Raw genomic sequence first — 15,460 nt, 5'->3', positions numbered from 1 at the left:
TAAACTCGCGATGTCGCGGCGGCACGTTTCCGGCATTCGGCACCCTTTTGAACGTAGTACGGAGTGTTCGCAAATGACACGTTTTTTGCTGCCCGCCACGGTCCTGGTGATCGACTTTCGCGGCCTCGAGTCCTTCGGGCAATAGCCCCGGCATTACCGCCGTGATCCAACAGCAGAGGAGAAAGACCAATGTGTGACGCCTGCATCATCAACGCGGTCAAGGACAGGATGCTGTCGCGGCGCGGCTTTTTCACGGCGGCGGCCACCGTCGGCGCGGGGGCGGCGCTCGCACCTCTCGGCGCGCCCCCCGCTCTTGCTCACGGGCACGGAGCGGTCGAAGACCTGACCCATGCCTATGACGCCGATTTTCCCACCTATTTCGGCGCGCCAGGCATCTCGACCGAGCAGAATTTCAACTTCGAAGAGCACGGCTTCAACCTGCTGACGCTCACCGTCAACGAGCACACCGGCACCCATATCGACGCGCCGCTGCACTTCTCCGCCGATGGCGCATCGGTGGACGAGATACCCGTGGGCAACCTCGTGGCCCCGCTCTGCGTGGTCGATATCGCCGCCCGCGCCGCCGACGATGCCGACGCGCAGCTCACGCCCGACGACCTCAAGGCGTGGATCGCGGCCAATGGCCCGATCCCGGACGGCGCCTGCGTGGCCCTCCATTCGGGCTGGGCCGCCAAGACGGGCAGCGATGCATTCCGTGGCTTCGACGGCGAGGCGCAGCACTACCCGGGCTTTCATGTCGAGGCGGCGCAAATGCTGATCGAAGAGACCGGCGCGCGCTCCATCGCGGTCGACACCCTATCGCTCGATCATGGGCCGTCGGCGGATTTCGCCACCCATTACGCGTGGCTGCCCTCCGGGCGCTTCGGGATCGAGAACGTGGCCGGGCTCGACCGTGTTCCCGCGGCGGGGGCCACCATCGTCATCGGCGCGCCCAAGCATCGCGGCGGCACCGGCGGACCGGCGCGGCTCTTTGCCCTGATCTGACGCACGCGCGTCAGATCATGTCCGGCGGGGTCGCCTCGCGCGCCAGTTCGGGCGCGATCTCGTCCAGGGCGACGGTGCGCGTGGCCTTCTCGCCGAGGCGGCGCAGCGACACGCTGCGCTCCTCGACCTCGCGCAGCCCGCAAGCCAGGATCACCGGCACCTTGCCGACCGAATGCTCGCGCACTTTGTAGTTGATCTTCTCGTTTCGGGTATCGGCCTCGGCGCGCACGCCGCGCGCGCGCAGGTTCTCTACCACCTCTTGTACGTAATCATCGGCATCCGATACGATCGAGGCAACCACCACCTGCCGAGGCGCGAGCCAGAAGGGCAGCCGCCCGGCATGTTCCTCTATCAGGATGCCGATGAAGCGCTCGAAGCTGCCAAGGCAGGCACGGTGCAGCATGTAGGGCCGGTGCTTGGCCCCGTCCTGCGCGATATAGCTCGCGTCCAGCCGCTCGGGCAGGTTCGGGTCCACCTGGAAGGTGCCGCATTGCCACACCCGGCCGATTGCGTCGGTGAGGTAGAAGTCCAGCTTCGGCCCGTAGAACGCGCCATCTCCCGGCTCCAACGTGTAATCACGGCCCACGGCCTTGATCGCATTTTCCAGCGCCCCTTCGACATAGTCCCAGCTCTCATCCGTCCCGACACGTTTCTCGGGGCGGGTGGCGAAACGAATCTCGAATTCAGGGAAACCAAGCTCGCGGTAGACACCGGCAAGGAAGTCGATGAACCGCGCGCACTCTTCCTGGATCTGCTCTTCGGTGCAGAAGATATGCGCGTCGTCCTGCGTGAATCCGCGCACCCGCATGATCCCGTGCAGTGCGCCCGACGGCTCGAACCGCGCACATGATCCGAACTCGGCCAGCCGCAGCGGCAGATCGCGATAGGATTTCAGGCCCTGGTTGAACACCTGAACGTGGCAGGGGCAGTTCATCGGCTTCAGCGCATTGATCCGCGTCTGCGACTTGTTCTTCACCGCCGCGTCGTCGGTCTCGCCGTCACGGCTTTCGTCCACTTCGACCACGAACATGTGGTGCTGGTACTTGTCCCAGTGGCCCGATGCTTCCCAAAGCTTGCGGTCTACGACCTGCGGCGTGTTGATCTCGCGATAGCCGCCGGCGCGCTGCTTGCGGCGCATGTAATCCTGCAACTCGGTGTAGATGGTCCAGCCGTTGGGGTGCCAGAAAACCTGGCCCGGCGCTTCCTCCTGCATGTGAAACAGGTCCATCTCGCGGCCAAGGCGGCGGTGGTCGCGGCGCTCGGCTTCTTCGAGGAAATTGAGATACGCCTTGAGCTTGTCGCGGGTCTGAAAGGCCACGCCGTAGATGCGTTGCAGCATCGGGCGGCTGCTATCGCCGCGCCAATACGCACCGGCCACGCTCATCAGCTTGAAGGCGTCGGCGGGCACCTGCCCGGTATGTTGCAGATGCGGGCCACGGCACAGGTCCTGCCAGTGCCCGTGCCAGTACATGCGCAGCGGCTCGTCGCCCGGGATAGCCTCGACCAGTTCCACCTTGTAGGGCTCGCCCGTCTGCTCGTAATGCGCGATCGCGCGGGCACGCTCCCAGACCTCGGTGGTCACCGGATCGCGCGCGTTGATGATCTCGCGCATCTTGGCCTCGATCCGGCTCAGGTCCTCGGGCGTGAACGGCTCGGCGCGGTCGAAATCGTAGTACCAGCCATTCTCGATCACCGGGCCGATGGTGACCTTCACATCGGGCCAGATCTCCTGCACCGCGCGGGCCATGATATGGGCGAGGTCATGGCGGATGAGTTCGAGCGCGGGGCCCTCGTCCTTCATCGTGTTGATACCGATCGCGGCGTCGCGCGGGATCGGCCATTGCAGGTCCCAGTGCTGCCCGTCGACATGGGCCGAAATGGCCTTTTTCGCCAGCGACACCGAGATATCGGTCGCCACCTCGGCGGGGGTCACACCAGCGGGGTAGCTGCGCGCATTGCCATCGGGAAAGGTGAGGGAAATATCGGCCATGTCACGGCTCCTCGTCGGTTTGGCGCCCACGGAACGCCCGGTTGCGGGTATTTCGCCGCCTCATGCCCGCATCCGCCGCCGAGGTCAAGGGGGAGAAGGTGCACGATGGTATGCGACCGTATATCGCAACCTATTGACGCAGTTCAAAAAATCCAGTGGACATGTCGCGAATGCTGCCTTAAGTGCCGTTTATCGGTCACGCAATAATATTGCGCTGCGCCGGCAAAGCCGCGGCGCGGCAAGGCAGAGGAGACACCGGACATGCCGGGATATAACGAGAAATTCGAACTCTCCGTCGAAGATATGGACCTGATCGAGACCGCGCTGAGACAGACCAAGGCCGACCTGTCGGCGCGCACGCTCACCGATCCGGTGCAACATGACAAGACCGCCGACGCCCTGCCCGAGGCAGACGAGACCCTGCGCCGCATCCACGACCTGCTCGGACGGCTGCACAATCAGAAGGTGTTCTACCGGCCGCGCAAAGGCGCCTATATCGGCGGCTGAACCCGGGAGGAATCCCGTTTGCACGGGCGCGGGCACCGGTGCATGATCCCCGCCGCAGGGCAAGGGAGGATGCGATGCCGGAACCATCATGGCACGAAACCGGAGCGGGCCGCCGCCTCGCCCATCACCGGCTGGCCGGGACTGGGCCGGGGATCGTCTTTCTCGGCGGATTCAAGTCCGACATGGAGGGCACCAAGGCGCTCTGGCTTGAGGACTGGGCGCGGGCACGGGGCCGTGCCTTCCTGCGCTTCGACTATTCCGGGCACGGGCAATCCTCGGGGGCGTTCACCGAAGGATGCATCGGCGACTGGGCAGAGGATGCCCGCGCGGTGCTCGACGCGCTGACCGAGGGGCCACAGATCCTCGTGGGCTCGTCCATGGGCGGATGGATCGCGCTTCTGCTGGCGCGCGCCTGCCCCGAACGGGTGGCGGGCATGGTGGGTATCGCCGCCGCCCCCGATTTCACCGAGGATTCGATGTGGGCCGGGTTTGACGAGGCCGACCGCCGCCGGATCATGGAGGAAGGGCAGATCGCGCTGCCCTCGGAGTATGGCGAGCCCTACATCATCACCCGCCGCCTGATCGAGGACGGGCGCGATCACCTCGTCCTGCGTTCGCCGCTCGACCTGCCCTTCCCGGTTCGATTTCTGCAAGGCACTGCCGATGAGGATGTGGATAAATCCGTCGCCTTGCGGCTATTGGACCACGCCACCGGGCCGGACATGCGGCTCACGCTGGTCCGCGGGGCGGATCACCGCTTTTCCGATCCCGACTGTCTCGACCTCATCGGCGCGGCGCTGGACGAGGTGAGCGCGCGGACGGACGCGGGATGATTCGCTGGCTGCTGCGCGCGCTTCTGGCGGTCGCCCTGCTCGTCGCGGCGGGTCTGCTTCTGGCCCCGCGCGAGCCGGTCGAGATGCCGCCACCCTTCGACGCGGGCAGGCTAGACAGCGGCGTGGACAGCTATCTCGCGGCGCGCGAGGCGCGGTATGACGACATCCGCCCCGACAGCCACAAGCGTGTGATCTGGACGGGCGCGCCCGAGACGCGCACACCGCTCGCCATCGTCTACCTGCACGGCTTCTCCGCCTCGAGCCAGGAAATCCGCCCGGTGCCGGACATGGTGGCGTAGGCACTTGGGGCCAACCTCGTCTATGCCCGCTTCAGCGGCCACGGGCGCAACGGCGACGCGATGGCCGAGGCAACGGCGTCGGACTGGCTGGTGGATGCGGCCGAGGCGCTGGCGGTGGCGCGCGCGGTGGGCGAGCGGGTGGTGATCCTCGCCACCTCGACCGGGACCACGGTGGCCACGCTCGCCCTCGCCGACTCCGCTCTGCGTGAGGGGGTCGCGGGGGCGATCCTCGTCTCGCCCAATTTCGGGATCAACAACCCGTTGGCCCCGCTACTGACGTGGCCGGGCGCGCGCTACTGGCTGCCGCTCATGGCCAGGCAGCGGCGCCGCTTCGCGCCGCGCAACCCCGGGCAGGCGGCGGAATGGACCACCGAGTATCCCAGCACGGCGGTGTTTCCGATGGCGGCGCTGGTGGCACGCGCCCGCGCGCTCGACCCGGCGACGGTCCCGGTGCCTGCGCTCTTCTACTACTCGGATGCGGACACGGTGGTGCGCCCGGACCTGACCGACAGCGTGCTGGCCCGCTGGGGCGGCCCTGCAACGCGCATCGCGCCGGTGCTGGCCGAAGGGGACGACCCGTCCGCGCATGTGGTGGCGGGCAACATCATGTCACCCGGCAGTACCGCCGCCGCGGCAATGGCGATGATCGCATGGGTCGAAAAGAGCATCGCGCCTTAGCCCTTGCACGCGCAGTAGCGGCGGTGCCATGCTCGCCAAAGGACGGGGGCAAGAGACCCCCGGAATTGGGGGTGTTTCGATGAGCGGTGATCCGGTCGTGTTTCTGCCCGGCATGATGTGCGACGCGCGACTCTTCGCTCCGCAGATCGCCGAGCTGGGGCAGGACAGGGTGGTGTGCGTCGCGCCGATCACGCGCGGCGAGCGGATCGAGGAAATCGCCTCGGGGCTGCTCGACCACCTGCCGCCACGGTTCGCGCTGGCCGGGCTGTCGATGGGCGGGATCGTGGCGATGGAAATCCTGCGCCGCGCGCCAGATCGCGTGACGCGGATCGCGCTGATGGACACGAACGCGCTGGCGGAGACACCGCACTCCTCCGCCGGGTACGAGCCGCTGGTGGCCAAGCTGCGCGCCGGGATGATCGTCGAGGCGGTCGAGATGGTGCTGGGTCAGGACGTCCTGGCACCGGGCGCAGGCCGGGTGGAGGTGCTGGCGCAGGTGATCGAGATGGCCGAGGCGCTCGGGCCTGACACGCTCGTGCGGCAGGTGCGCGCCCTACAGCGGCGGCGCGACTACCAGGCAGTCCTGCGCCGTTGCCAGGTGCCGGCGCTGGTGCTGTGCGGGGCCGCCGATGGCCTGACCCCGCCACGGCGACACGACTTCATGGCCGGGCTAATTCCGGACGCAGAGCTGTGCGTGATCGACGGCGCCGGGCACCTGCCGGTGCTGGAGCAGCCAGCCGAGACCAATGCGGCGTTGCGCGGCTGGCTGACGAAGCCGCTGATGCTGCAACGACGCGCGGACGCCTGAGCGCCCGCCGGTTCAGCGCGCAGTGCTGGTCTGTTTCTGCGCCTTGTAGAGCTGGGTGTAATAGCCCCCCCGCGCGATCAGCTCGTCGTGGCTGCCCTGCTCCACCAGCCGCCCCGCCTCGAGCACGAAAATGCAATCTGCATCGGTGATCGACGACAGCCGGTGCGCGACCACGATGGTCGTGCGCCCCTTGGTGAGCCGGGTGAGCGCGGCCTTGATCCGGGCCTCCGTCGCCTGATCGAGCGCGCTCGTCGCCTCGTCCAGAAGCAGGATCGGTGCATCCACGAGAAACGCGCGCGCTATGGCAATGCGCTGTTTCTGCCCGCCCGATAGCTGCGCGCCCTTGGGGCCCACAGGGGTGTCGCCGCGCGCACGGATCAGGTCGGCGATCTCGGCATTCTCGGCGGCCTGCCAGATCTCGGCGTCCTCAGCCACGGGGTTGACGTAGCGGATGTTCTCCCAGATCGAATTGTCGAAGATCACGATATCCTGCGCCACCACAGAGAACGCGGCGCGCAATGCGTCGAGCTCGAGCCGGTCAATAGGCGTGCCCCCGATGGAGATGCGTCCCCCCTGCACGTCATAGAGCCGCGACAAGAGCGACAACACCGTCGTCTTGCCCGACCCGGTGGCCCCCACGATGGCCGAAACGGCCCCCCCCTCGAAGCGCATGGACAGACCGTCGAAGAGCGGGTGATCGGCGCTGTAGCCAAAGCGCACGTCCTCGAGCACGATATCGCCGCCCATGTCGAAATCGGTGATCGCGTCCGGGGCGTCGATGATGGTGGGGTGTTCGTGGAACATGCGCCGCACGCGGTCGAGTTGCACGAGATGGGTGGGCAACAGGCCCAGGTACTGCGCCAGCAGTCGCGCCGGGTCGAACACGAGCACCATGCCCAAAAGGAACGTGATGATCTCGGCCCCGTCCATGTCAAACTCGGAGCTGAGCACCATGTAGCCGCCGCCGCCGATCACCAGCACGTAGACGAAAGCCGAGGAAAGGTCGATCGAGGGCATCACCAACGCCTGCGTGCGCTGCACCTTGAGCGTGAGGTCGCGCATCAAGCCGGTGTCACCATCGAGCCGGTCGGTCTCGACCCGTTCCTGGCTCGCGATCTTGATCGTGCGCATGGCCGAGATCGTCTCTTCTAGCCGGTTCATGTAGTTGCCGAGCGCCGTCTCGGCCTCGCCCTGCACGCGCTTGACCCGCGCCGAAACGGCGTTCATCACCCAGATGATGAAGGGCAGAACTACGATCGCGGCCGCGAACAGCACCGGGTTCTTCCAGATCAGGTAGCCCGACACGATCACCACCGTCACCGCGTCGCGCACGGCGTTGGCCGTGCCCAGTCCCATGAAATGCCCAAGCGACTGCGTCTGCATCACGATCCGGTGGATCAACTCGCCCGAGCGCGTGCGCTCGAAATAGCTCAGGTCGAGGGTCATCAGGTGCGCGATCAGGTCGCGGCGCATTTCGTATATGGCCGAATTGGACACCCAGACAGAGATGCGCGGCACGAGATAGGCCATCGTGCCCCGCACCGTGAAGAGAAAGAACACCGCGGCGCAGACGAAAACGAGATCGCGGACCGAGCCGCTCTCGAAGATCACGCGCAGGCCGTCCTCGGTGATGGCGAGGAACTGTTGATAAACGACCCCCTGCACGAGGATCATGACCAGAACGAGCCCCAGCCACGGCGCGCGGCGGCGCAGGTAGAGACGCCAGAACCACTGCAGGTTGTCGCGGTCAGGTCCGGTGAGGAGGGGCGATCTGCCGTCCGGGTCGGGGGTGTTCATTCGGGGCGGTGCCGTCTTGCTGTGTCCTGCCCGCGTCTTAGAGCGTTCAGAGGCCAAGGTCACCCCTTCACGGATAGGATGGTGGCAGGTCGAGCATTTCATCCAGTTGACGGGCGATCCATCCGCGCGGGATGAAATGGCCGCGCGAATGCACGTCAAGCACAACGCGGCCGTCGTCACAATCCCATGTCGTGCGCGCGAATGTATCGTGGTCGGTCACCGACCACTTCCCGAGGCTTTCGCCCGGCCCTGCGCATCCCATCCGCCCGCGCCAGAGCCGGACCGGCCATGTCGTCTCGCCGTTGGGGCCAAAGGGGAAATCCATCACCGTGTCCGAGGTGCCGTGTACATGGCGCACCTCCTGAGGGGCCTGCGCGCAGCTCTCGGATTGCCGCAAAGTGCCCGACACCGCGAGAAGCGCCGCCACCCCGTCACCGTTCTCGCACGCGTAGCGCCACGCCATCGCGGATCCGTAGGAATAACCCGAGACATAGATGCGACTGCGGTCGATGGGATAGCGTTTCGCCGCGTCCTCGATCACCGCCGCGGCGAAATCCACGTCATCGGTTCGGTCGGTCCAGAAATCCCATGTCTTGCCCTGCCCGTTGGGTGCCAGCAGCAGCACGCCGCGCCGCCGCGTCGCGCCGGAAATGCGGCCATGCTTGACGATCAACGTACCCTGCCGCATCCAGCCATGAAAATGCAGCAGCACCGGCAGCGGCGTCTTGCCGTCCCAGCCGTCAGGTTCCTTCACGTGGTAGGACCGGCCACCGAGCGCGCAGGGCACCTCCGCGTGACAGCGCGGTGCGACCTGCCCCGCGGCAAGGGCGGGCGCAGGCGTGATGAGGGCCAGAAAAGCGATGGCAAGGGCGTGGCGCATGTGCGGTCCGTCGTGTCGTGTCGCGATGCAACCTAAGAGCCGGTCATGAAATGTCATGTCACAAGCCCGTCAGCCCACGCGCGACAGGCGCCCGCCCGATCTAGAAATGCGATTTCGGCTCGTCCGGCGTGCCCGCCGCCAGCGCCAGCACGCCCGCAAGCCCCGTCATCCCGATGGGGAACATGGTGAACACGTTGAACCCGAACGCGTAGTAGATGAGCCCGGCGGCGACCAGCAACAACAACCCTGCGGGTAGCGCACGCACCTTCGCCATCGCGCCACCCGCGATCGCAAGCAGCGGCGCCAGGAAACTCGCCGTGCGGATGAGGCCGGGGTCGGCAACCTGCTGCATGAGCCCCTCGACCTCGCCGAATCGGTTCACCGCCTCGGTGTAGCCATAGCTGAAGAACCCCACGAGGACCGCGAGGCATCCGCCGATGATCCCCAGAACCGCTGCCGCGTTACGCATGATGTCTGCCTCTCATACCTGCTGCCGATATAGGTGATCTCGCGTCTCATCCAAGGAGCGCGGCCTGCACCTCTTTCCCCCAGCCGAGGTAGAGCGTGCCGTCCGCCTCGATGAGCGGCCGCTTCATCACGGCGGGATACGCGGCAATGAGCGGCAGCGGCGCGACCGCGCGCGCCTCCTCGCTCAGACCGCGCCACGTCGCCGATTGCCGGTTGACCAGCGCCGCCCCGAACCGCGCCAGTGCCGCCTGTGCCACCTCTTCGGGCAACCCCTCGGTCCGCACGTCGTGCAATCTTGCCCCGGGCAAGGATTTCAATGCCTTGCGACAGGTATCGCAGGTTTTTATCCCATAGACGATCATCGGCTCGCTCCTTCGCGTCCGCCGTCTTAGCGCGCCAGATCGGGGCCGTCACGGAGTTTCGCTTGATTTTTACATTGACAATGCAATCATCGGCCTGTGCCGGATGTCGGCATATGGCCCGGCATATTTCCGGGGACGCGAAGACGAAGACGAAGGAGAACGGAATGCCGACAGGCACCGTGAAGTGGTTCAACACCACGAAAGGTTACGGCTTTATCGCCCCGGACGACGGCGGCAAGGACGTGTTCGTGCATATCTCGGCGGTGGAGCGTTCGGGGCTCACCGGCCTCGCCGACAACCAGAAGGTCGGCTACGAGTTGCAGGATGGCCGGGATGGACGCCAGATGGCGGGCGATCTGACGCTGCTCTGACAGCCACGGGCGTTCCGTGCCCGGCAGATTGTCTTTGGACGAGGCTCAGTCGCAGCCCTTCATCCCGGGCAGACACTCGTCATACCGCGCGCGCGCACTCCGGATGCGCGTGGCAGGATGCTGTTTCGCCTGCTGATAGCTTTGCGCCCGGTTCGGCTCACCACAGCAGATCACGCCGTTGATCGAGACCGGCTGCAGCCCGGCAGGGCAGTAATTCGCCGTCCCCTCGTAGGCATAGATACCGGGCCCGTCGGCGAGGGCCGGCCCCCCGAGTACGGCGAGCGCAAGCGCCGCGACAATTCCTGTCCTGTGAAATTGCATGTCAAACCCCCACATCGGTAATCACGCGGCCGATGGTAAGAGATGCACGGACCCTGTCAATTTCTTTCACCGGAAACAACGCGTTCCCCGCCATGAAGGACGCCGGAGCCGGAGCAGAAAGGGAGGTGGAGCGGGCGACGGGAATCGAACCCGTATCATCAGCTTGGAAGGCTGAGGTCTTACCATTACACAACGCCCGCAGCGACCCCGCGTTTAGAACAGCGCGCCGCGCGGGTCAAGCCGCCCAGAGCGCCACTCAGTAGGCTTGCGCCTTGCGCAACCGCGTCTGCCGCCCCTCCTCTGCGATGGCCCCGCCCAGCGTGGTCACCCCCTTGTCGCGCAACAGCGCCAGCATCCGCACGAACACCTCTGCCGTGGCCACCGTATCGCCCATCGCTGTGTGCCGCGCCTGCGCCGGGATATGCACGCCGAACCGGTCGCACAACGCGTCGAGCGTGTGCTGTCCGGTATGCGCAAACAGCCCCGCCGACATCAGCACCGTGCACAGCACCGGGTTGTCGAAATGCCGCCCGATCGCCTGCTCCTTGAGCCGCAGGAAGGCCAGATCGAACGGCGCGTTATGCGCCACCAGCACCGCACCGCGACAGAAATCGTGGAATCGCCGCCCCGCCTCGGAGATATCGGGCGCATCCGCCACCATCGCGTCGGTGATGTGGTGGACGCGGGTTGACGCGGGCGGGATTGGCCGGCCCGGATTCACCAGCGTCTCAAAGCTCTCGCCGCGCAGAATGCGGCCGTTGACGATGCGCAATCCAGCAATCTGCACGATCTCGTCGCCGCCGCGCGGCGACAGGCCGGTGGTCTCGGTGTCGAACACGACGAAGTTCAGATCGGACAGCGGCGTGTCGGCCAGATCGCCGCCGGGCGCGGCGGGCAGGTCGAAATCGTAGAACTCGGGCCGCGCGTCGCCGGGGGCGAGCGGCGCGGCGGCAGCGGCAAGCGGCAGCACCACGCGATGGCCCTCCTCCCCGGTTTCGGGCCATATCTCGGTCTGGTGCGCGGCCAGCGCGTCGCGCCCCGAGTAATCGCCATAGGCCTCCGACAGCGGCGCCTTTAGCCAGCCGGTCAACTCTCCGTCGCCCACCGCCGCGCCCGTCCAGCCGAGGACGAGGCGGATCTCGGCCCCGTCCTGCTCTGCCGCGAGGCTAAAGCCCGCGCGTTTGCCATCCCCGGCAAGGTGCCGCAGGATCACCGCCAAGAGCGTGGTGACAGCAAAACCGTCACAACTCAGCATCGCGTCGCTGTGGGTGATGCGGATATCCGCGCCGCCTTGCGCGCGCACCCCGTCAAAGACGTGGTTGACCGCGACCGGCGACATCGGCCAGCGGCGCGACTTGATCGCGGCGTGGCGGGCGCTCAGGTCATCGAGGCAGGCAAAGAGCCGCGTCACCTCGTCCTCGATGCCCTGCCGCATCCGCGCGCGTTCCTCGGGGGCGAGATCGTCCACCGATTGCAGCACCTCCAGCAGCGCGCCGATGGTTCCCGCCGGGCGGCGCACCCCCTCCATCAGCGTCGTGAACAGGTGATCGTGGGCCGCGTGCGCGCTCAGATCCTCGGTCGCGTCGCGGAAGATAAGAACATGACCCGACAGTTCTTCATCCGACAGGATCGGGCTGACGCGACCCAACAGAAAGCGCGTGCCGTCGGCAGAGGCGGCAAGAAAGGTCTCGGCGCCGATCTCGCCGCGAATGCGGGCCTCCTGCATCCGTGCGAGCGCGTTCATCACCGGCTCGGGCCGCAGGAATGCCGAGAGCGGGCGATCGAGCCCGATATCGCCCAGCAACTCCTGCGCCATGCGGTTGTAGAGCATCACGCGGTTGTCTGGCGTGGCCACCACCGCCCCCTCGCCCAGGTCACGAAACAGCGCCTCGAACAGCGCCTTTTCGCGGGCGATGCGGGCGGTCTCGCGCTCGACCGCGCGCTGCCGCGCGGCGCGCGCCTCCGAGAGCGCGGCGTTGATCGCGTTGGCGGCAGGGGCAAGCGTGCTGAGATGGCGGGCCTGATCCTGGTCGATCTGCAGATCCACGTCGGCGCGGGCGCGGGTGGTCAGGTCCGAGGCGAGCGCGAGGATCGGCTTGGCGACGTTCTCATCGAACAAGAGCCCGATCCACGCCGCAAGGCCCAGCACACCCAGCCCGGACACTAGCCCCGCAATCACGTAGCCGTCGGGCGGCCCGCCCGCGCGCATATGACCAAGGACCAGCGCCCCCGCGATCAGCGCCGCGCCCCCCAATCCGAGCGCGGCGAAGAAGAGCGCAAAGCGCAACCGGAGGCCAAGCCGCTCGGTCAATCGCTCGATCATGGCGCGCCCTCCGCAAGAAGCGCGTGAATCTGCGCCGTGAGATCGGCCGTGGCAAAGGGCTTGGTCATGAAGGCGTCCGCCCCCACGGCCAGCCCCTTGCGCCGCTCCACCTCGCCACCGCTCGCGGTAATCATCAGCACCTTGATCCCCGCGAGCGCCGCGTCGCTTCGGATCATCTGGCAGATGTCGTAACCCGAGCGTTCCGGCAGCATCACGTCGAGCACCACAAGGTCGGGGCGACCCTCGGCCAGCGCGTCGAGCGCGGCATTGCCCGTCGCCACCCGCCGCACCCGGTAGCCCGCGCGCCCGATCAGGTAGCCGAGCGCCAGCGCGATGTTGTCCTCATCCTCGACGAGCAAAACGGATTTTTGCGACATTGCGGGCCTCCTCTCCCGGTCATGCCAGGCTCAATCATGGCTGGCACAGCGCCTCCAGCAGAGGGTCGTCCGCATCCGCGCTCCGCCACGCGGCCTCGGACGGGTCGGCGAGCGCCGCCTCGCTCACGTCGGCGCGCACCTGACCGGCACAATCCACCAGTTGCGGGCGCTTCGCGGGGGGCGTCCAGCGGGCGAAAAAGTAGAGATCGACCAGCAGGATGTCCGGCGCCTCTTGGTTGGTCTGCACGCTCGAGCGGTCCAGCGCCATGATCCGCGTGGTCTGCGGCACGAGATATGTCCAGGGCTTCCAGAGCTTGCTTTCCTCGACCGTGACCAGAACATCCACCCCCTCGGGCAGGCTCTCGACGGTGCGCGTGGCCCATGTGTATTCCGACCAGACCGTGTAGCCCAGCATCGCGGCCCCCGCCGCCACCGGCACGGCCCAGCGCGGCAGGCGCCCACCGGTGAGGTGACCAGCGATGAGCGCGAGCCCTGCGGCGGCGATCCCGGCGGCGAAGGTGGCAATGAGTTCAAAGAACATGGGTCATCCTCTCGCTCCGCGCGACTGCCCGAGGGCCGATTGCATCGTCTTGACCACCATGAAGGCGTCGCGCAGGTGATTGCGTTCCAAATCCGACAGATCGGACGGGTTCATGAAATTGTCCGGGCCATGGCCGCCCGCGATCTGTGCCGCCTGATGGCGCAGCCGCGTCTCGGCGATGAGGTCATAGGCGTCCAGCAGGTCATGCGCCCCGCTCTCGGAGATCACGCCGCTCGCGCGCGCGCCCTCGATCCGGTCGCGGGTGCCCGCCTCTTCCAGCGACCCCAGCAGCGCGTAGATGCGTCCCAGGTCCACCACCGGCACCACGCCGGAATGCTTGAGGTCGATGGTGTTCTTGTGCTCGCCCGACCGGATAAGAGCAAACCCCCGGAAGAGACCCAGCGGCACGGTATGCTTGAGCGCGTTGGAAATCATGTGTGCCACGAAGATCGAGTTCTTTTTCGCCTGCCCCAGCACCTCGGCCTGAAGGTTCTCGAACAGCGCCGTCTCACCGGCGATGGCGCGCAGGTCGAACATGACCGAGGCGAGCATCTGCGCCTCGTTGTCTGGCTGCGCTATCCAGCCCGCGAAATACGCGCGCCACACCCGGCGCGGCTGCCGCCAGCGCGGGTTGGTCGCCATCATGTCGCCGGGGCAGTAGAAAAACCCGCAGGCATCCAGCCCGTCGCTGACGAATTTCGCGAGATCGGCGAAATAGGCGTCATGTTGCGTCGCATCAAAGGCGTCATCGAGGATAAGGCAATTGTCCTGATCGCTGATGCCGGTCTGCTCGCGCCGCCCCTGGCTGCCACATGCGGCCCAGAGATACGGCACGGGCGGGGGCCCCAGCCGTGCCTCTGCCAGCCGCAATAGGCGGCGCGTGATCGCATCGGTGATGTCGGTGATCCGGCGGGTGATCGAGGCGGGTTTGACCCCTGCCTGCACCAGTTGCGCCAGCAGGCCCGGCACCCGCTCCATCACATGGGCCATGTCCTGCGCGCCCTCGGCATGTGCGATGTCCGCGACCATGTGGCTCGCGGTGGCGGCCTGCTGGCGGAAAAGGTCGGTCTTGCCGATCATCCCCACGACGCGGCCCGCCTGCGCCACCGGCAGGTGATTGACCTTGAGCTCCGACAACAGCATCAGCGCATCGAGGCCCAGCTGCCCCGGCGCGATGGTCACCGGGTCAGGTGTCATGACCTGCGCCACCGTGATCTTGCCGTCCAGCCCCTCGGCCAGGACCTTGTTGGTCAGGTCATGCGCGGTGATGATCCCGGCCAGCCGGTCATTCTCCATCACCACGACCGAGGAAATCACGTGGTCGCGCATCAGCCGCGCCACCTCGGTAATGGTGGTGCCCGGCGCGCAGGTGACGGGATGTTGCGCCATCAGGTCCGAAACCTGGAGCGCGGTGAGACCTGTGGCATAGGGTCCGCTGTCGGCCGGGTCGGTAGGCCGTGCACGCGCGAACCAACGGGCGATGCCGTCACAACTCTCCATAAGGTCCAGGAAATGCGCCGTGGGGATCAGGATCAGGCGCGCATCCTCGGACGTCCGGGCCGTCAGTTGCGCAGTGCCGTCGCGCAACAGGCCACGTTCGCCCATGATGTCACCGGGGCCGCGATGCGACACGAGGTCATTCGCCCCGGTCTGGATGTCGAAGGCCCCCGACACGACCACGTAAAGCCCCCTGAGTGCCGCGCCCTTGGCAAAGAGCGTCTCGCCTTTCGCCAGTTCGACCAGGTCGAGGTCCGGCGCGAGCCGCGCGCGCATCTCGTCCGTCAGCGCGTCGAACGGCGCCTGCGCACACAGCGTGTCGATCAGGGCGGGGTCGGTCTCGCGCATCGCCGGGCCTTTCTGGGGAAGTATTTGAAAACAGTCTAAAAGCGCCCGTGATAGC

General features: G+C 66.7%; 16 protein-coding genes, 1 tRNA gene and 1 pseudogene. 7 read left to right on the top strand and 11 right to left on the bottom strand.

Annotated features, from left to right (window positions below; translation table 11 throughout):
• Positions 1-189 precede the first annotated feature (189 nt).
• Positions 190-1,005 carry a cyclase family protein gene (locus AC13D8_RS20070; RefSeq protein ID WP_482970296.1) on the top strand — a complete coding sequence of 272 codons (816 nt, stop codon included), beginning with the start codon at positions 190-192 and terminating at the stop codon, positions 1,003-1,005.
• A gap of 10 nt (positions 1,006-1,015) precedes the next feature.
• Here the strand turns inward: AC13D8_RS20070 and thrS are convergent, their stop codons facing one another.
• Positions 1,016-2,995 (bottom strand): threonine--tRNA ligase, encoded by a 1,980-nt coding sequence (gene thrS / locus AC13D8_RS20065; protein ID WP_482970295.1) that lies wholly within the window; start codon positions 2,993-2,995, stop codon positions 1,016-1,018.
• A 261-nt stretch (positions 2,996-3,256) separates the two neighbouring features.
• Between thrS and AC13D8_RS20060 the strand changes: the two genes are divergently transcribed.
• The 5 genes and pseudogenes from AC13D8_RS20060 to AC13D8_RS20040 all read left to right on the top strand — a co-directional run bounded on the left by AC13D8_RS20060 (position 3,257) and on the right by AC13D8_RS20040 (position 6,120).
• On the top strand, positions 3,257-3,502 hold the full coding sequence (locus tag AC13D8_RS20060) for a hypothetical protein (RefSeq protein WP_482970294.1): 246 nt from the start codon (positions 3,257-3,259) through the stop codon (positions 3,500-3,502).
• A 74-nt stretch (positions 3,503-3,576) separates the two neighbouring features.
• Positions 3,577-4,335: an alpha/beta hydrolase gene (locus AC13D8_RS20055; protein ID WP_482970293.1), complete on the top strand. Its 759-nt coding sequence runs from the start codon at positions 3,577-3,579 to the stop codon at positions 4,333-4,335.
• Positions 4,332-4,634 (top strand): hypothetical protein, encoded by a 303-nt coding sequence (locus AC13D8_RS20050; RefSeq protein WP_482970292.1) that lies wholly within the window; start codon positions 4,332-4,334, stop codon positions 4,632-4,634. Before AC13D8_RS20055 ends, AC13D8_RS20050 begins: the two co-directional genes overlap by 4 nt.
• Before the next feature lie 39 nt (positions 4,635-4,673).
• Positions 4,674-5,312: pseudogene (locus AC13D8_RS20045) on the top strand (alpha/beta hydrolase); the annotation flags it as partial.
• A 79-nt stretch (positions 5,313-5,391) separates the two neighbouring features.
• Complete coding sequence (locus AC13D8_RS20040; RefSeq protein WP_482970291.1) at positions 5,392-6,120, top strand: alpha/beta fold hydrolase; 729 nt, start codon at positions 5,392-5,394, stop codon at positions 6,118-6,120.
• Positions 6,121-6,132: 12 nt separating this feature from the next.
• Here the strand turns inward: AC13D8_RS20040 and AC13D8_RS20035 are convergent, their stop codons facing one another.
• The 4 genes from AC13D8_RS20035 to AC13D8_RS20020 all read right to left on the bottom strand — a co-directional run bounded on the left by AC13D8_RS20035 (position 6,133) and on the right by AC13D8_RS20020 (position 9,627).
• A complete protein-coding gene (locus AC13D8_RS20035; protein WP_482970290.1) occupies positions 6,133-7,917 on the bottom strand; it encodes an ABC transporter ATP-binding protein in 1,785 nt (594 codons plus the stop codon).
• Between the two features lie 67 nt (positions 7,918-7,984).
• A complete protein-coding gene (locus AC13D8_RS20030) occupies positions 7,985-8,797 on the bottom strand; it encodes a CE1 family esterase (RefSeq protein WP_482970289.1) in 813 nt (270 codons plus the stop codon).
• A gap of 100 nt (positions 8,798-8,897) precedes the next feature.
• A complete protein-coding gene (locus tag AC13D8_RS20025; protein WP_482970288.1) occupies positions 8,898-9,266 on the bottom strand; it encodes a hypothetical protein in 369 nt (122 codons plus the stop codon).
• A gap of 46 nt (positions 9,267-9,312) precedes the next feature.
• Positions 9,313-9,627 carry an ArsC/Spx/MgsR family protein gene (locus AC13D8_RS20020; RefSeq protein WP_482970287.1) on the bottom strand — a complete coding sequence of 105 codons (315 nt, stop codon included), beginning with the start codon at positions 9,625-9,627 and terminating at the stop codon, positions 9,313-9,315.
• A 164-nt stretch (positions 9,628-9,791) separates the two neighbouring features.
• On the opposite strand from AC13D8_RS20020, the gene AC13D8_RS20015 reads away from it, so the two are divergent.
• Complete coding sequence (locus AC13D8_RS20015; RefSeq protein WP_129432493.1) at positions 9,792-9,998, top strand: cold-shock protein; 207 nt, start codon at positions 9,792-9,794, stop codon at positions 9,996-9,998.
• Between the two features lie 45 nt (positions 9,999-10,043).
• Here the strand turns inward: AC13D8_RS20015 and AC13D8_RS20010 are convergent, their stop codons facing one another.
• The 6 genes from AC13D8_RS20010 to AC13D8_RS19985 all read right to left on the bottom strand — a co-directional run bounded on the left by AC13D8_RS20010 (position 10,044) and on the right by AC13D8_RS19985 (position 15,405).
• The gene (locus AC13D8_RS20010; protein ID WP_482970286.1) at positions 10,044-10,319 is read right to left on the bottom strand and encodes a hypothetical protein; all 276 of its coding nucleotides are present in this window, start codon (positions 10,317-10,319) and stop codon (positions 10,044-10,046) included.
• A 126-nt stretch (positions 10,320-10,445) separates the two neighbouring features.
• A tRNA-Gly gene (locus AC13D8_RS20005) sits at positions 10,446-10,519 on the bottom strand.
• Between the two features lie 56 nt (positions 10,520-10,575).
• Positions 10,576-12,642 carry a 3'-5' exonuclease gene (locus AC13D8_RS20000; protein ID WP_482970285.1) on the bottom strand — a complete coding sequence of 689 codons (2,067 nt, stop codon included), beginning with the start codon at positions 12,640-12,642 and terminating at the stop codon, positions 10,576-10,578.
• Positions 12,639-13,019, bottom strand: a complete 381-nt coding sequence (locus tag AC13D8_RS19995) for a response regulator transcription factor (protein WP_482970284.1) — start codon at positions 13,017-13,019, stop codon at positions 12,639-12,641. Before AC13D8_RS19995 ends, AC13D8_RS20000 begins: the two co-directional genes overlap by 4 nt.
• Positions 13,020-13,053: 34 nt before the next feature.
• Entirely contained in the window at positions 13,054-13,560 is a 507-nt protein-coding gene (locus AC13D8_RS19990; RefSeq protein WP_482970283.1) for a hypothetical protein, read from the bottom strand.
• Between the two features lie 3 nt (positions 13,561-13,563).
• Entirely contained in the window at positions 13,564-15,405 is a 1,842-nt protein-coding gene (locus AC13D8_RS19985) for a DUF294 nucleotidyltransferase-like domain-containing protein (protein WP_482970282.1), read from the bottom strand.
• Positions 15,406-15,460 lie beyond the last annotated feature (55 nt).

This window comes from Roseovarius sp. B-10 (assembly GCF_056859295.1).
Note: the sequence above shows the minus strand (reverse complement) of the source record. Positions and strands in the feature narration are given on the sequence as shown.

What these genes read in the sequence shown, in the direction of transcription:
- AC13D8_RS20015 (WP_129432493.1), top strand. Translation starts at nt 9,792, where the DNA reads ATGCCGACAGGCACCGTGAAGTGGTTCAACACCACGAAAGGTTACGGC.
- AC13D8_RS20060 (WP_482970294.1), top strand. Translation starts at nt 3,257, where the DNA reads ATGCCGGGATATAACGAGAAATTCGAACTCTCCGTCGAAGATATGGAC.
- thrS (WP_482970295.1), bottom strand. Translation starts at nt 2,995, where the DNA reads ATGGCCGATATTTCCCTCACCTTTCCCGATGGCAATGCGCGCAGCTAC.
- AC13D8_RS20010 (WP_482970286.1), bottom strand. Translation starts at nt 10,319, where the DNA reads ATGCAATTTCACAGGACAGGAATTGTCGCGGCGCTTGCGCTCGCCGTA.
- AC13D8_RS19990 (WP_482970283.1), bottom strand. Translation starts at nt 13,560, where the DNA reads ATGTTCTTTGAACTCATTGCCACCTTCGCCGCCGGGATCGCCGCCGCA.
- AC13D8_RS20050 (WP_482970292.1), top strand. Translation starts at nt 4,332, where the DNA reads ATGATTCGCTGGCTGCTGCGCGCGCTTCTGGCGGTCGCCCTGCTCGTC.
- AC13D8_RS20030 (WP_482970289.1), bottom strand. Translation starts at nt 8,797, where the DNA reads ATGCGCCACGCCCTTGCCATCGCTTTTCTGGCCCTCATCACGCCTGCG.
- AC13D8_RS20070 (WP_482970296.1), top strand. Translation starts at nt 190, where the DNA reads ATGTGTGACGCCTGCATCATCAACGCGGTCAAGGACAGGATGCTGTCG.
- AC13D8_RS20040 (WP_482970291.1), top strand. Translation starts at nt 5,392, where the DNA reads ATGAGCGGTGATCCGGTCGTGTTTCTGCCCGGCATGATGTGCGACGCG.
- AC13D8_RS20000 (WP_482970285.1), bottom strand. Translation starts at nt 12,642, where the DNA reads ATGATCGAGCGATTGACCGAGCGGCTTGGCCTCCGGTTGCGCTTTGCG.
- AC13D8_RS19995 (WP_482970284.1), bottom strand. Translation starts at nt 13,019, where the DNA reads ATGTCGCAAAAATCCGTTTTGCTCGTCGAGGATGAGGACAACATCGCG.
- AC13D8_RS20055 (WP_482970293.1), top strand. Translation starts at nt 3,577, where the DNA reads ATGCCGGAACCATCATGGCACGAAACCGGAGCGGGCCGCCGCCTCGCC.
- AC13D8_RS19985 (WP_482970282.1), bottom strand. Translation starts at nt 15,405, where the DNA reads ATGCGCGAGACCGACCCCGCCCTGATCGACACGCTGTGTGCGCAGGCG.
- AC13D8_RS20035 (WP_482970290.1), bottom strand. Translation starts at nt 7,917, where the DNA reads ATGAACACCCCCGACCCGGACGGCAGATCGCCCCTCCTCACCGGACCT.
- AC13D8_RS20025 (WP_482970288.1), bottom strand. Translation starts at nt 9,266, where the DNA reads ATGCGTAACGCGGCAGCGGTTCTGGGGATCATCGGCGGATGCCTCGCG.
- AC13D8_RS20020 (WP_482970287.1), bottom strand. Translation starts at nt 9,627, where the DNA reads ATGATCGTCTATGGGATAAAAACCTGCGATACCTGTCGCAAGGCATTG.